14 protein-coding genes are annotated in these 14,939 nt (G+C 34.8%); 4 read left to right on the forward strand and 10 right to left on the reverse strand.

Features of this window, described 5'->3' with window-relative positions:
* Positions 1-23 precede the first annotated feature (23 nt).
* The gene (locus HNP90_RS04235) at positions 24-1,745 is read left to right on the forward strand and encodes an ATP-dependent DNA ligase (RefSeq protein WP_011976622.1); all 1,722 of its coding nucleotides are present in this window, start codon (positions 24-26) and stop codon (positions 1,743-1,745) included.
* 22 nt (positions 1,746-1,767) lie between these two features.
* Positions 1,768-3,117: an adenylosuccinate lyase gene (gene purB / locus HNP90_RS04240; RefSeq protein ID WP_011976623.1), complete on the forward strand. Its 1,350-nt coding sequence runs from the start codon at positions 1,768-1,770 to the stop codon at positions 3,115-3,117.
* 74 nt (positions 3,118-3,191) lie between these two features.
* Here purB and HNP90_RS04245 read toward each other — a convergent pair whose 3' ends face one another.
* Complete coding sequence (locus HNP90_RS04245) at positions 3,192-3,605, reverse strand: hypothetical protein (RefSeq protein WP_011976624.1); 414 nt, start codon at positions 3,603-3,605, stop codon at positions 3,192-3,194.
* Between the two features lie 491 nt (positions 3,606-4,096).
* Here HNP90_RS04245 and HNP90_RS04250 point away from each other — a divergent pair, with 491 nt between their 5' ends.
* Positions 4,097-4,744 (forward strand): DUF166 domain-containing protein, encoded by a 648-nt coding sequence (locus tag HNP90_RS04250; RefSeq protein ID WP_011976625.1) that lies wholly within the window; start codon positions 4,097-4,099, stop codon positions 4,742-4,744.
* Positions 4,745-4,748: 4 nt separating this feature from the next.
* Positions 4,749-5,531 (forward strand): ATP-binding protein, encoded by a 783-nt coding sequence (locus tag HNP90_RS04255; RefSeq protein ID WP_011976626.1) that lies wholly within the window; start codon positions 4,749-4,751, stop codon positions 5,529-5,531.
* A gap of 12 nt (positions 5,532-5,543) precedes the next feature.
* Here the strand turns inward: HNP90_RS04255 and HNP90_RS04260 are convergent, their stop codons facing one another.
* The 9 genes from HNP90_RS04260 to rsmA all read right to left on the reverse strand — a co-directional run bounded on the left by HNP90_RS04260 (position 5,544) and on the right by rsmA (position 14,936).
* Entirely contained in the window at positions 5,544-5,723 is a 180-nt protein-coding gene (locus HNP90_RS04260; protein ID WP_011976627.1) for a CooT family nickel-binding protein, read from the reverse strand.
* A 99-nt stretch (positions 5,724-5,822) separates the two neighbouring features.
* Complete coding sequence (locus HNP90_RS04265; protein ID WP_011976628.1) at positions 5,823-6,287, reverse strand: 4Fe-4S binding protein; 465 nt, start codon at positions 6,285-6,287, stop codon at positions 5,823-5,825.
* A gap of 4 nt (positions 6,288-6,291) precedes the next feature.
* On the reverse strand, positions 6,292-7,665 hold the full coding sequence (gene acsC, locus HNP90_RS04270; RefSeq protein WP_011976629.1) for an acetyl-CoA decarbonylase/synthase complex subunit gamma: 1,374 nt from the start codon (positions 7,663-7,665) through the stop codon (positions 6,292-6,294).
* A gap of 13 nt (positions 7,666-7,678) precedes the next feature.
* Positions 7,679-8,833 carry a CO dehydrogenase/acetyl-CoA synthase subunit delta gene (gene cdhD, locus HNP90_RS04275; protein ID WP_011976630.1) on the reverse strand — a complete coding sequence of 385 codons (1,155 nt, stop codon included), beginning with the start codon at positions 8,831-8,833 and terminating at the stop codon, positions 7,679-7,681.
* Positions 8,834-8,847: 14 nt separating this feature from the next.
* Positions 8,848-9,600 carry an ATP-binding protein gene (locus HNP90_RS04280; RefSeq protein WP_011976631.1) on the reverse strand — a complete coding sequence of 251 codons (753 nt, stop codon included), beginning with the start codon at positions 9,598-9,600 and terminating at the stop codon, positions 8,848-8,850.
* 9 nt (positions 9,601-9,609) lie between these two features.
* Entirely contained in the window at positions 9,610-10,983 is a 1,374-nt protein-coding gene (gene cdhC / locus HNP90_RS04285; protein WP_011976632.1) for a CO dehydrogenase/CO-methylating acetyl-CoA synthase complex subunit beta, read from the reverse strand.
* 11 nt (positions 10,984-10,994) lie between these two features.
* Complete coding sequence (gene cdhB / locus HNP90_RS04290; protein WP_011976633.1) at positions 10,995-11,513, reverse strand: CO dehydrogenase/acetyl-CoA synthase complex subunit epsilon; 519 nt, start codon at positions 11,511-11,513, stop codon at positions 10,995-10,997.
* Between the two features lie 9 nt (positions 11,514-11,522).
* Entirely contained in the window at positions 11,523-13,859 is a 2,337-nt protein-coding gene (gene cdhA / locus HNP90_RS04295) for a CO dehydrogenase/acetyl-CoA synthase complex subunit alpha (RefSeq protein WP_011976634.1), read from the reverse strand.
* Positions 13,860-14,144: 285 nt separating this feature from the next.
* Positions 14,145-14,936 (reverse strand): 16S rRNA (adenine(1518)-N(6)/adenine(1519)-N(6))-dimethyltransferase RsmA, encoded by a 792-nt coding sequence (gene rsmA, locus HNP90_RS04300; protein WP_011976635.1) that lies wholly within the window; start codon positions 14,934-14,936, stop codon positions 14,145-14,147.
* Positions 14,937-14,939 lie beyond the last annotated feature (3 nt).

A 14,939-nucleotide genomic window follows, 5' to 3' on the forward strand; every position in this document is an offset into this window, starting at 1 on the left:
TTTTTATTTTTTAAGGTGTAATAATGCTTTTTATTGATTTTTGTAAAATTCTTGATAAAATTGAAAAAACTACGAAAAGGCTTGAAAAAACAGACTATTTTGTTGAATTAATCGATTTTATCAAAACTAATGGAAAACCTGAAAATTTAAAACAAGTGTCACAAATTACGATTGGAAGAGTTTTTGCAGAATTTGAAAATAAAGAAATCGGTATCGGACCAAATTTATTGCTTGAAGCAGTGAAAACTACAGGAATTTCTGAAAAAGATTTGAAATCAAAAATAAAAGAAACTGGGGACATTGGAATTGCTGTTGAAAATTTAAGTTCGAATATAAAACAGGTGTCATTATTCAGCCAGGCACTTACTCTTGAAGAAGTCTACTCCACATTAAAAAAACTCTCTGAAATTGAGGGAAATTCTTCCCAAAAGAAGAAAACAAGAATAATTTCAAATTTACTTATTTTAGCAACTCCCGTTGAATCAAGGTATATTTCAAGGCTCATTTTGGAAGATATGAGGATTGGAATGAATATTCCAACAATTTTGGCCTCATTTTCAAATTATTTTAATATAAATAAAGAAACTGTTGAAAAGATATACGCAGTAACAAACGATATCGGACTTTTGGGCGAAAAATTGATTTCTGGTTCAAACATTGAAAATGATTCGGAATTACAGCTAAAAGTATTCAGGCCAATAAAACCGATGCTTGCACAGTTAACCCCGTCAATTGAAGCTGCAATAATTGAAACTAAAATGCCCCAGTTTGAAACTAAATACGATGGTGCAAGAGTTCAAGTGCATAAATCAGACGGGAATGTAAAAATATACAGCAGAAGGCTTGAAAATATTACAAATTCAGTTCCGGAACTTGTTGAAGAAATTAAAAAAATAGATATTGATAACATCATTTTAGAAGGAGAATGTGTTGCAATGGATTTATCTTCTGGAAAACCAAGACCGTTTCAGGACATTTTAAGAAGGTTCAGGCGAAAATACGATATAGATAAAATGGCAGAAAAAATAGCTTTAAGAATATATTTTTTCGATGTTTTATACTATGAAAAAGGTTTAATCGACACTCCGCTAAAAGATAGAAGAGAAATCTTAGAAAAATTATTTGGAACCAATAACTGGGATACGGAACTTTCAAAAATTGAAAAAGAGATTTTTTCAAACAAAATGCTGTTTTCGTCATTTAAATTAAACAGTGATGATCCAATCCTTGCAAAAGAATTTTTTAACTGGAGTTTAAGTATCGGGCATGAAGGAATCATGATTAAAAATCCAGATGCTCCATACACACCGGGAAGCCGTGTTAAAACAATGTATAAAGTTAAACCAACACTAGAAAATCTTGATGTGGTTGTAACTCGTGCAAAAATTGGAATGGGAAAAAGAAAAGACTGGTACGGTTCATACGAAATTTCTGTGAAAGATTATGAAGATAATCTGCACGTTATTGGAAACGTTGGAACTGGACTTACTGAAGACGACCTTGAAAAACTCACAAAAATAGTTAATGAGATAAAAATTGAAGATTTGGGCGAAGAAGTAATTTTAGAACCTAAAATAGTACTTGAAGTAACGTATGAGGAAATTCAAACTTCTGAAAAATATGAAATGGGTTATGCCCTACGTTTTCCAAGGGTTGTTCAGATAAGAGAAGACAAATCTATAAATGACATTAATACATTAGATGATGTGAAGAAAATATACGAAATAGAACGAAACAGAAAATAATTTTATTATAAAAGGTGATTATATGGCAATTCACCCTATCGACTTCAGATACGGAACTCCTGAAATGAAAAAAGTATGGGAAGAAGAAACAAAACTTCAAAAAATGTTGGAAGTTGAAGCAGCGCTCGCTATGGCTGAAGCAGAACTTGGAATGATTCCAAAAGAAGCTGCAGAAGAAATAAACAGGAAAAAATCAACCGAATTTGTAAAACTTGAAAGAGTGAAAGAAATTGAAATGGCGACAAGACACGATGTTGTTTCAGTTGTAAAAGCTTTTGCAGAACAGTGTGAAGGAGATGCTGGAGAATACATCCACTTTGGTTCTACTTCAAACGATATTATTGATACTGCACAGTCCCTCCAATTTAAAGATGCTTTTGAAGTTTTAGAAGAAAAATTAAAAACATTAAGAGGAGAACTCTTAAAAAAAGCAGAAGAACATAAAAACACGGTTTGTATTGGAAGAACACACGGACAGCACGCAGTTCCAACCACATACGGAATGAAATTTGCATTATGGGCTACAGAAATTCAAAGGCATGTTGAAAGACTTGAAAGCTCTAAAAAAAGGCTCTGTGTTTCAATGATCACAGGTGCAGTTGGTACAATGGCTGCAATCGGTGAAAATGGAATTTTAGTCCACAATAGGGTTGGGGAAATCTTAGAACTTGATCCTGTTTTAATTTCAAATCAGGTTGTTCAAAGAGACAGACACGGAGAATTCATGGCCACTTTAGCATTGATTGCACAAACTTTGAATAAAATTGGAGTTACTGTAAGAAGTATGCAGAGAAGCGAAATTAAAGAATTAGAAGAAGAATTTGATGCTTCAAAACAGACCGGATCATCCACAATGCCACACAAAAGAAATCCAATTACATTTGAACAGATTTGTGGACTTTCAAGAATTGTAAAAGCAAATGCGCTTGCAGAATTTGATAACATTCCCCTTTGGGAAGAAAGGGATTTAACAAACTCATCTTCTGAAAGATGTCTGTTCCCAGAGTCATGCGTAATTTTAGACCATATCTTAAACCTTTCAATAAAAGGAATGAGAAAATTAAGCGTAAATCTTGAAAACGTTAATAAAAACCTCGAAATGACAAAAGGATTAATCATGGCAGAAAGAGTTATGATGTTTTTGGCAAACAGTGGAATGGGCAGACAGACAGGTCACGAAACCGTTAGAAGATGCGCAATGAAAGCTCATGATGAAGGTAGACACTTAAAAGAAGTACTTTTAGAAGAACCTGAAGTCATGAAATACGTTTCACTTGAAGAAATTGAAAAAATGTTTGATTATAAAACATACATTGGTTTAGCTCCAGAAATTGTAGAAAACGTACTCAACGAAGCTAAAAACTGGGAATAATTTAAAAAACTCTATTTTAAAATTTTTAATTTTGATATTCTTTACTATTTTAAAAAAATAAAAATTAAAAAAATTTATTCAAATTTATAATATACTTTAGGTCCAGTTTCTGAAGAATAAACTGAAATCAATTCATCATTTAAATAATAATTTACCGTAATTATCGAGTTTTCTGCAATGACTCCTGAATTTCTAATTGAATCGATAATGCATTTTCCGTAACAGTCCGTATTCCAGTTCGTATTCAAAGTTACCGAACCAATAAAATCTTTATTTACCATAACTGTTATTTCAGACCAGCTATTTTCAGAATTATTTATTTCCAGTATTTTTCCACCGGAATTTTTTATTATGGAAGTAAATGCGTTCGAAATCTCATCCCTCTGATCTTTATCATCGGAACTGTAATTTGAATTAATACATGCACAGAGTGACATTAATATTAACATAATAAACAAAATTCCGGAAAATAATCTAATCTTTTGCATAAAATTACCCCATATCTTAATACATACTTGTCTTAAGAAGTATATAGTATTTTCGATTAATCGGGATTAAATCGATTTTAAGAATAAATCAATTAAAATTCCAATTACATACATTATTCGAGTTATCCCGATATGAACAAATTTTGTCTTATTCTGTCTCTGAATTTTACGTCTATATAAGCAGACATTATGAAACCAGAACATATACAAAAAAAACGCTTATAGAAAAAATTAAGGAAATGTACTAAAAATATAAAAATTGCAATAGTTCGTATCCGGTATTCTATAGGTTATACGGGCATGTTTATTTTCATTCTTTATTCCGTTTTTCAGGAACTGAATCGTGGTTCCATATGAACAGAAATATCTGCACCAATTCTTGATGTATATGTCTAGAAAATAGTACTTAAAACGAGTAGCATTGTTATTATGTATCGGAATGAGTATATAATTAGTAAAATATAATTGATTTAAAACGAAATCGTGAAAAAATGAAAGTTTTTATAGTTTCTGATGGGCCTTTTGGGGAACGGGCATATGATACAATTAAAAAAGAATTTGAATGCGAATACATTATTTTAGATATTCCAAAACCAGAATCTATTGATGATTTTACAGAATTTCCAAAAGAACAGCTTGAAAAAATAAAATCTGCGGATATTTTGATTACTTACACGCTAAATCCTGACATTACACTAGATCTTGTCGAACAGGTTCATGATAATGTTGGATATATCATAGTTGGGGCTTGGAAAGGAAAAGGATTAAAAAACCAGCTTGAATCTTTTAAAAACGTGATATGTCCCGATATAATGTGTGAACTTGAAGAAAACGGAAATAAAGTTTTTGATGAATTTGTATTGAAATTTGGAAAACCTGAAGTTGAAATTAAAGTTGAAAATGATGTTGCAACAGAAATAAAAGTTATAAGAGGCTCCCCTTGTGGAGGGACTGCCTTTATTGCAGAAGATTTGATTGGAAAAAATATTTCAGATATTTCAACAAATGCAGGTCTTAGAATACAGCACTACCCTTGCAGAGCTGGAAGAATCAGACTTTTTTCAGACGAAAAAAGTGGGCGATACAAAGCTGCTACATTCCATCATGATGCATTTGAAAAAGCATTGAAAAAAAGGTGAATAAATGAAGATTGCAATTACTGGAAAAGGTGGAGTTGGAAAAACAACATTTTCTGGAACTTTAGCCTGTATCTTATCAGAAAAATACAAGGTTTACGCAATAGATGCAGATCCGGACATGAATTTAGCATCAAGTCTCGGCATAACTGAAAAAATAATTCCGATTTCAAAAATGAAAGAATTAATAAAAGAAAGAACGGGTGCTGAACAGGATTCATCTTTTGGGGAAGTTTTTAAAATAAATCCTAAAACAGGTGATCTTCCAGAAAAATTATCTGTAAATTACGACGAAAATGGAAATTTAAAAATAATGGTCATGGGAACTGTTGAAAAAGGGGGAACCGGCTGTGTTTGCCCTGCATCCGTTCTTTTAAAAGCACTTATCAGAAATTTAATCCTAAAAAAAGATGAAGTCGTAATTTTGGATATGGAAGCTGGAATTGAACATTTAGGTAGGAAAACCGCAGAAGCTGTTGATGTAATGATTGTTGTTTCAGAAGCAAGTTCAAAATCCATGGAAACTGTTGAAAGGATTAAAAAACTTGCAGAAGAAATTGGAATTAAAAAAATCGTATGTGTGTTAAATAAAATTTCAAATGAAAATGAAAAAAGCTTTGCAGAAGAAAATTTAAACAGAATTGGCCTTGAAATACTCGGATGCATTCCTTATGATTCAGAAGTATCTGTTGCAGATATGAAAAGAGAACCTCTCGTTAATTATGAAAATTCAAAAGCGCAGAACGAAATTAGAAAAATTTCAGAAAAAATAATGAATCTTAAAAATTAAAAAAGTAAATAATTATAATTCAGTAACAACTATTTTATGTCCTTCTAAATCCAAAACATTGAATTTAGCCTTGATCTCTTTTTTATTATTTAATATATCGTAAAGTTCTAAAGTATCGCCATTTACGACTATTTTCATAACATCAGCCATTATTACAGTACCGTCGTCTAGATAAACTGCTGATTCACACATAACTATCGCCTCCGTTACTAATTACCATATTTATCTATTGATTGGAATACTTTTATAAATTGTTAATTTCTTTTAAATTTAATAAATTAAAAGATGTAGTTATTTATCCCCGTACATTTTTAGGGAGTCTATAACGATATCCATGTGCGATTTTTCTCTTTTAAGTTCTTCTAAATCTTCTACAGAGAATAATTTCAAAACATTGCTTTTGCATGCTTCAACACATGCAGGAAGCAGTCTATCTGTTTCAATACAAAGCGTGCATTTCTGAACTGATTTTTTATCATTGTTTATCGTAAGTGCTCCAATAGGGCATGCAATCATACAAAGCCTGCATAATATACAGGATTCTTCGTCAACTACAAGTGCACCATCCAATTCTTCGATAGCATTTACCGGACAGACCTGTTTACATGGCGCTTTGTCAGGATGGCACTGCAAACAAAATACGGGGATTGATTGAGTTTTAATAGCTCTTGCAACCCCGTGTTCTTTTTTACATGCTTCTATACAGTCGTTGCATTCTGTACATTTTCTTGCGTCAATTACCATTAATGATTTCATGAAATCACCATATCTTTGCTAAGAAAGCCGGGATTTCTGAAGAATCTCTCGTACCGACAATAACTTCCCATCCAGATTCATCTTCAATTTCTCCCGATACAGATGCTGCAAGTCCTGGAATGATTAGTTTTCTGTGGTTAACTAATTTTTCGACTCCCGTATCTTTTATGAGTTCGGCTGCTGCTTTTCCGTTAAATTGTCCGCCTGCAACAGCTACGTCAACTGCTTTTCCAGTCGTATCAAGTACTAGTAAGTAGCAGTTTACTTTTCCAGACTTCAAATCACCTGCAACTGTATAGTAAGTTAATGCAAAGTTTGTAGTCATGATTACTGGCGAATTTTCATCAACTGTTCCAAATTCATAGATTTTTGATTCAACTGACTGTGGTTTTCTCGGGTCAGTGTACAGACTCTGTCTCAAGGTTAAAACGGGCATCATTTCCCAGATATCTACACCGTGTAAAATCATTACATCAGCATACCTGTTCATGAGTGCTGCTGCAGTTGTTGCTTCCTTCATTTTTGTTAATATTTCATCTTCTTTTGGATTTATCCAGCAGACAGCAGGAACTGCTAAAATTGGGAATCTGAAATCTTCATCTTTCCCTTCAACTGCAAGCCTTCTTATCATGATGAAGTTGTCCATTGTGTCTCCGATTGCTTCACCAATGTATGTTCCAGGGTCTAAAACTATATCTTTAACACCAGATTCCCTCAATTTTCTTGAGATTTGTTTCATTTTTTCGAGATCGTTTGGAACGAATAATGCTACGGGACAGTTGTGTTTTAATGCTAAATTTGCCATTTCATCGATATTATTTTCAGTTGCTGCATATATTAAAGGTCTTTTTGGCCCGAGTACGTCAAGTGCAGCTTCCATTGCATTGGAATCGAATGAACAGAGAATTACCGGAATTTCTGCGTCTTTTAATTTTTCTGCTGCTTTTTTGAATTTTTCCGCATCTCCGGATTTATTTCTTAAGGCTACTGCATCTAATTTAAGAATTTCACCAGTTCTTTCAAATTCCAAGTTTTTGATTTCTGCTAATTTCTGATCAAATGCGGAATCATCCATATCATCGCTTAAATCAACTGCCAATGCTGTTTGATTGTAGTAAGTAAGTTCATATCTATATAATACCTCGTCTCCACCAATTGTTACTGCCTTATCACCAGTTCCAATCTTAATTTCTTTTACTGCTGGAGCGAGTACGTTTGTTAATTTTTCAAAGTCAGCACCTTTAAGTTGAGGGCAGCTTGAAAGTTCTGCTTCCTTTTGGGATAGTTTAGCCGCGAATGCCATACATGATGCTTCGCCACATTTTCCGCAGTTTGTCTTAGGAAGTAATTTGTAAATATCCATTGCTGTAACTTTCACTTTTAAAACCCCCTTAGAATTTATTTATCCAGTCGGAAATATCCCGGGATTCTTTTGATTTATATTCGTAAGTGAGTGTTGTTCCAATTTCTTTCAATGTTTTAACTGAAAGCGGGTGCAACATCATGAATATGTCAACTCCACAGAGCATCATTGTAAGGCCTGTGACAACTTCCCAAATAGGTCCCCTGTACTTTGTAGGCCCCCATTCGTCTTTTTTCATCCAGGCTTCTCTTGAACCCCATGCATTTGTTGTTCCAGAAGACATCGGCATCTGTAAAATTTCTTCTCCTTTCAATGCGGAAAGTCTTGTTCTTGTCATTACATCGATTGAAAACTCGATACCGTAACCAAGCGCGCATGTTGTTGGGTCCATTACAATATCGTTATGGGTTAAACCCTCTTTCATGAGTGCTTTGTTTAAAACTTTCTGCATATTTACGTCAGAAATTGCCCATGAAAGAACTGCATGGTCGTGCTTGACTGCTGCCTGTGCAATTTTTTGATAATCGAGATCAAGGTTTGCTGAAGCCAAAAGACATCTTTCACCATCTGCAACCTCCGCAGCCATTTCAAGAACAAGCGGGTCTTTTTTAGGATTACCTGAACCGCCAATTACTAATGGAACTTTTACGGCCTGTAAAACTTCTTCGAGGTCTTTTGCAGCGTCTTTTAATGATTTATCTTTAACTTTTGGGTCAGTTCCAATCAAGTGAAGTGTAATCATATCTGCGCCAAATTCTTTAACGGCTTTTTCTGCCCATTCTCCAGGGCTGTGCATTACATCTTCAAAATTTTCCTTGATAGGCCTTGGTAGACCATTCATTGGAATATCAAATACATCGAAAGTAACAGTTGGTGCATTTGGTTGAGGTTCTTCAAATCTGTAAAGGCTTGTCTGTCCACCAAGTTTAACGGTTTTTCTGTTTTTTCCACCGAGTTTAACTTCGTTTACTTTTCCAGCGTAGTCTTTTACAGGGTATTTGAATTCAATCTGACTTTCGAATTCTTTTTTAGCTTCAATCTGTTTTTCAACAACTTTTTGAACGACATTTTGTAATGTAGGCATTATGGTAAGTTCCAACTCATCTACATCCATTCTAAACTCGTTTATTTCGATCGAATCGGTTTTTTCGAGTAATTTTAGAATCTGTGACATCGTATCCATGATTTCACATCCAGTTATCCTAAGATTTTTTCAACGATTTTTGAAACGGAATTTACAGTCTCTGAATCATCAGGAAGTTCAAATAAAGGTTTTCCTTCCATATCATAGCTTGCTGTAAGTTCGTCGTCGTATATTATTCCAATAATGTCTAGACCGAAGTCTTTAACTGTTTCACGAACGCTTTTTTCGTTTTCAGGTTTTATCCTGTTTAATACAAGGTATAACTTTTTAAAACTGATATCCAGTTCTTTTGCAAGCTCTTTAATTCTGCTAGCAGTTAAAATTCCTCGTTTTGATGAGTCAGTAACTACAAGTAGAGTATCAACATTTTGAGTAGTTCTTCTGCTCAAATGTTCGAGTCCTGCTTCTGTATCGATTACTACAATATCATAATTTGAAGAAACCGTTTCAATGATTTTTCTGAGCATGTTATTTACAGCACAGTAACAACCACTTCCTTCAGGTCGGCCCATTACAAGAAGATCAAATTCTGGAGTTTCAATAATTGATTCCATAATTTTATAGTCTAAACTATTCCACATATCCATTTCTGGAGATGTATTTCCAGATTTAACTTCTTTTTTCAACTCTTCCCTTGCATCTCCAACGGTTTTTGTCACTTCCACTCCAAGAGCTTCGGGTAGGTTAGAATCCGGATCTGCATCTATTGCCAGGATGTCTTTTCCACGTTTAGTGAGATTCCGAACTATTAAAGATGAAAGAAGAGTTTTTCCAACTCCGCCTTTTCCGGTAACTGCGATAATCATTTTAACATCCTATTTCTTTTTTATGATAATTTTTTCAGCATAAATTTTCGCATTTTTAAGTATAATTTTGATTCCACCCGATGTAGGAATTGCCATTTCAGGAATCTGTGCAAATTGAACGAGTTCTCCTGCAGATTCTACCTCAGCTTCTTCCATTTGTTCTTCAACAGGTGCTTCTAATTCAGCAATTCTTTTGAGAACGGGATGGTCTTTTTCGGTTAAGAATTTTTTCAAGTTGTGAATGCTTGAAACATCTTCTTCAGTTGCAATTTTGTTTCTCAATTCTTCAGGAATTGATTCGAGAACTTTTTCCTTAATTTCTTTTGGAAGCCATACAATTCTTTCATATCCGCCATCAGCCTGTAAGAATTTTGGTGATCTCATGTATTCAATACAAAGACCTGCAAACCCTTCAACCTGCTTTCCACCGGAACACTGTCCTGCCATTGCGGAAAATGGAATTCCCATTGGAGTATCTCCTTTAAAATCCCTGTGAACAATTCCAATTCCATCTACTTCAGGAATGTAAAATGCTACAGCTTCAAAGCAACCGCATGATGTGTGTGGGTGTCCAAAGATACTGTGTAAATATACTTTATCAAATGTGCCCTGTGATTTATCAGCAACGGTTGAATTTAATGTAGTATATTCTCCAGTAACGGGATCTAACAAGTCTCCTTTTGGAACTTCAAATATTGGACCTTCCGGATCAATTTTTGCAGCAGCCCTGCAATCAAACCAGTTAATTCCACCACATAAAGCAGGCCTGTCAGGCGTGATTATACAAACGTGAGTTGGAGCAAATGACTGACACATGATGCATCCGTAAAACACGTCCACATCATCTTCGCTCAAGTCTCTTGCTTTACTGTCTCTTTTTTGATATTCTGAAACTGCTTTTTCAACAAATTCTTTTACTTTTGTTTCTTCAGTGAATATTTTAATTGAAATTGCTTCGATGATTGGAAATTCATCTTTAAAAAGTATTGAAAGAGCCTGTCCAAGATGCTTTAATTCAAAACCTTTTGCATGAGAATCTTTGCTTACTCTGCACCAGATTTTGTCTCTTTGGTTTAAGTGCATGAAACCTTGAATATAGTTACAGATTTCGTGAATCCTTCTTTCAATCACTCCTTCGAGATCTTTTTCAAGTTTTTCTCCAGAAACTTCCATCAATAGTCCAAATGGATAGATTTTTCCTTCTTCCATATCTTTAAGTTCTGGACCGATAACTTCAACTTTTCCGTCTTCGGCATTGTCAGAAACTAAAACTAGCTCTGCACCAACTGACTTGGGGCCTGCAAGTTCTACAAACATGTTTGCTGCCCTTATCCTTTCTCCTTCGTACATCGGACTTATTTCAACAGGTATATCTCCAAACATGGGTATCTCCCTTAAATTTTTGACATTTTTTCTAAGTAGTTTGTCCATTCAGAATCAGACATATTCGGAAATGATGCATCAGCATTTGAATGAAAATATTTACAGAGCGTCACTGTTTTCAAATGCGGCGCAAAATGCTTGAGTGATGAGAGACCTTGTGATGCGAGGTAGTATGTGACCCCAATAAATAATACAAGGTCGTGCTGTCCTTCACCGTTTATTCCTTTCCATTCGGGATCTTTCAAAAGATTTACGATCTCAATTGTACCGTACCTTTTAGATTTAATACCGTTTTCAGTTAAAGATTTGTAAATATTCCCCGTAGCTGCAACAGGCAGATTCCACGTTTCTACAATCTCTTTGCATTGCGAAATTAACCCTTCATCATCTTTTATAAGAGATCCTATCACGAATAGAGGGTTCTTAGCCTTTTTTAACATCATTTTAGCAATTGCAGGTGTTACAAGCATTCCATATTTTGGGCCTGCAATTACAGTTGGTTGCCAGGGAGTAGTTCTATTTCCATCCATATTTTCACCCTATTTCCTCCCTAGTAATGAGGGTTCTTTTGGAGCTTCCCTTGGAGTCCAGTTTTTACTTGTTAAATCATCCATCACGTCTTTTTTATAAGTAATTGGAATGTCTCTTTCATTTCTTACAAATAATTCTAAGTCAGGTGGAATTTCGCCAAAGTATTTTTTATACAAATCAATGTAATGTGAAAGTTTTAACTGTCTTCCTTTAGGCGTATCATTTGGTCTTATACACATTTTTACGGTGCTTACGAGTGCTTCTTCCATAGTTTCTGCAGCATAAAGCAGGTGTTCTGGAGCGGGTTCTCCCTTAACCGTTTCGCCACTCCTTAAATCGTTGATGTCCCACATATCTTCTTTATCAATTCTTCCAAGGTAGAGCCTTCTGTATTTTGAACTGTGTGGTCCAAGTACTGCAGGAACTCCCCATCGGTTAAAGCCTGATGCAATTGCGGCTGCTTTTTGTGAAAATGCACCCCAAGCTACACCACAAGCTCCAACTCTGTTTAAGATGTAGTCTGCAACTTCTTCGAAGTTTCCAGAGAGTGGCTTTTTAGCAAAGATGTTTGCAATTTTTATGCAAGCTCCCGAAATGTGGGCATTTGAAACACATGAACCGATATTTGCAAGCCCACTGGCATCAAAAACTCCATCATATTTTTCATAGAGTGTCAGCCCATCCTCATCAATGTATTCCCCAATTGACATTGCAGAACATCCGGTTGCTACAACGATATACCTTCTTTTTAGGAGTTCTTCAGCCATTTTTGCAATTTCTATTCCGCCGTTTGGATAGTTTGAACATCCTACAAATGCAACTACTCCAGGAATATCCCCTAATACGATAGGGCCCCCAACTTTTCTAATTTCGACATCTTGAACTGGACCTCTTCCAGCCCGTATTTTAAATTTCTGGTTCTTTACAAGATGATCTCCAGCTTTCGTTATAAATGAAACGAGTGGTAAGTTTCTTTCACACTCTTCCTCACATCTTCCACAGGTGTAGCACATATCGTATTCATAAAGGTCTGCAAGTTTTTTGAGGTCACCTTTAGCTGCGGCAGTTACTGCATCCATTATTGGCCTGTTGTTTGGACAAACTCTAACACACCAACCGCATTCTGTACATTCTTTTGCAAGTTTTGGAATTTCAGAAATATCTGGAAGACATTTTAAAGATTTTCTTCTTTTTGCAATTTTTTTAGCAACTTCCACTGCAACTTTTCCTACTTTTTTAGGCTCGAGTATAAGTGCACCATCGATGTTTCCATTAACTAATTCGTTGATTACTAATTCAGTGTCTTCTTTTGTTTTATCTGGAAGTCCAAGACACATTTTGTCAGTTGTTGCAATAACCACTGCACCGTTTCGCTTAGCTTCTTCCAAAACATCTGTTCTGACACACTGTTCGTCAACCACGATAACGTCTGAAACACCACTCCTGATGAATTTCATCTGTTTTGATAGCGGACCGATAACTTTTGCAGCCTGATTGTACCTTGTTATATCTATTGCAGTACAGCAGATACCACAAACTTCAACATCTTCGTAGAGATCGTTGTCTTCAATATAATCGAGTATTTCTGCGCCAGGTGCTACGTTGTGACCGATACAGAGTACTACTGGTTTATCTTTATCGACGGTTCCAAGACCCAGTTCTACAAGTGGTTCGTCACCATCTCCTCTTGGCATGTCATATGCAACAATTTGAGTAATATCTGCTACTTCCCTTGCAAGATCATCCATCATTCCTGCGTGAAGTGCCTTAGATTCAAAATCAAGAGCGTTTCCCTCCTGACCTGTATGGCATGCTGAAAGAAGATGCGATAACTGTTCTTCGACGTAAGATAAAGATTCATCCAGATCACCAACAGTAACTGGTTTTTTACCGATAACTGTTCGAATTATCGGAGCTTCTATCTCAATATTTTTACCCATATCTACGGGAAAATCCTTTCCTTTTTCTTTGATTACGTGGTGGAGCATGTGTCTTCCATGTCCTGCGTGAGCTGCAGTTCCGATACATGATGCTAAAAGAACAGTTCTAGCCTGTTGAGCTTCAGCAGTAATTCCACAAGCTCCTTTTTTACCAAGTAAATCACACTTTCCGTACGTACAGAAACAGCACATGTCACAGAAAGGTGCATAGAAAGGAGGGTATCGTTTTAATAATTTAAAATCCCAAGATCTCAAATCTGTAACACTTGGTTTTGGTGTAGGCCCCATAGGTTCGTCCAATTCTTGTTTTGGTCTGCCAATGGATACCTCACCAACTGATATTGAAAGCTTTTTCGTCTTCCAAAAATCGTCATCAAGTTTTCTACCATTTTTTTTGTATGTCATGACCATCACCTAATTGTCATGATTTATAATGACAGTTTACAATATATATAGTTTAGTGAAGACTGGCTCAAAATACCACTAACCACATTTAAAGGTAGGATGTTGGAGGTAATAATAAACTTTACTTGAAAATAATATTAATATTTAAATAAATATTTTTAATACGTAATTTTAAAAATCTACGGCGTTTGTGCCATTAAAAAAATATATGTTTATAACTTTATTTAATAACATTGGTAATATTACTTATGCCTATTATGTTTATTTTATTTCGTCCACATTTTTCTAAATTTCATCATACAATAAATTACTCAAATACCCGATTTTTTCAGGCGGAGTTTTAAACACACGTTCTGTAAACTCAAACTTATTTTCAATTTTTTCTAAAATTTCTTTCAAAATATTGCGTTCAATTCCAATTTCATGACTTGAATCAATTAAAGCTCGTTTAATTGTCCTATTCCTGTGTTGGAATATTGCTTTTAAAACTTTTTTGAAAAATTCTTCGTCTTTAACATGATATTTAGGTTCCCGTTTTGTCAATTTTACAATAGCAGAATTTACATCTGGTTTTGGGGAAAATGCACTTGGTGGAACTTTGCAAATAAATTCAACATCTGCGTTATACTGAACTGCAACGCTTAGCCTACTGTATTCTTTAGTATCGGGTTTTCCAGCCATTCTCTTTGCAAATTCGTACTGGTACATCAAAACAGCTACTTCAAAATCTTCTTCTAAAAATTTAAATGTTATTGGCGAAGAAATTTGGTAAGGCAGATTTGCAACGATTTTATTAAATCCAAGAGTTTTTAAATCAACTTTTAAAGCATCTGACCAGATAATTTCAACATTTTCAAATTCAGATGTTATTTCATCTGCAAAAGGTTTCAATCGTTCATCAAGTTCAATTACATAAACTTTTTTTGCGATTTTAGCAAGTTCTTTTGTCAGTGCCCCTTCTCCGAGCCCAACCTCTAAAACGATATCTTTATCGGTTAGTTCTGCACGATTAATTGCTTTTTTAACGAAATTTTTATCTTTTAAAAAACACTGGCCTAATTTTTTAGACTGTCTCATCAT

This window comes from Methanococcus maripaludis (assembly GCF_013760955.1).
GTDB classification, from domain to species: Archaea; AGJL01; Methanococci; order Methanococcales; family Methanococcaceae; genus Methanococcus; species Methanococcus maripaludis_A.

Coding starts and splice junctions, on each gene's coding strand:
- HNP90_RS04235 (WP_011976622.1), top strand. CDS start 24: ATGCTTTTTATTGATTTTTGTAAAATTCTTGATAAAATTGAAAAAACT.
- purB (WP_011976623.1), top strand. CDS start 1,768: ATGGCAATTCACCCTATCGACTTCAGATACGGAACTCCTGAAATGAAA.
- HNP90_RS04245 (WP_011976624.1), bottom strand. CDS start 3,605: ATGCAAAAGATTAGATTATTTTCCGGAATTTTGTTTATTATGTTAATA.
- HNP90_RS04250 (WP_011976625.1), top strand. CDS start 4,097: ATGAAAGTTTTTATAGTTTCTGATGGGCCTTTTGGGGAACGGGCATAT.
- HNP90_RS04255 (WP_011976626.1), top strand. CDS start 4,749: ATGAAGATTGCAATTACTGGAAAAGGTGGAGTTGGAAAAACAACATTT.
- HNP90_RS04260 (WP_011976627.1), bottom strand. CDS start 5,723: ATGTGTGAATCAGCAGTTTATCTAGACGACGGTACTGTAATAATGGCT.
- HNP90_RS04265 (WP_011976628.1), bottom strand. CDS start 6,287: ATGAAATCATTAATGGTAATTGACGCAAGAAAATGTACAGAATGCAAC.
- cdhD (WP_011976630.1), bottom strand. CDS start 8,833: ATGGATACGATGTCACAGATTCTAAAATTACTCGAAAAAACCGATTCG.
- HNP90_RS04280 (WP_011976631.1), bottom strand. CDS start 9,600: ATGATTATCGCAGTTACCGGAAAAGGCGGAGTTGGAAAAACTCTTCTT.
- cdhC (WP_011976632.1), bottom strand. CDS start 10,983: ATGTTTGGAGATATACCTGTTGAAATAAGTCCGATGTACGAAGGAGAA.
- cdhB (WP_011976633.1), bottom strand. CDS start 11,513: ATGGATGGAAATAGAACTACTCCCTGGCAACCAACTGTAATTGCAGGC.
- cdhA (WP_011976634.1), bottom strand. CDS start 13,859: ATGACATACAAAAAAAATGGTAGAAAACTTGATGACGATTTTTGGAAG.
- rsmA (WP_011976635.1), bottom strand. CDS start 14,936: ATGAGACAGTCTAAAAAATTAGGCCAGTGTTTTTTAAAAGATAAAAAT.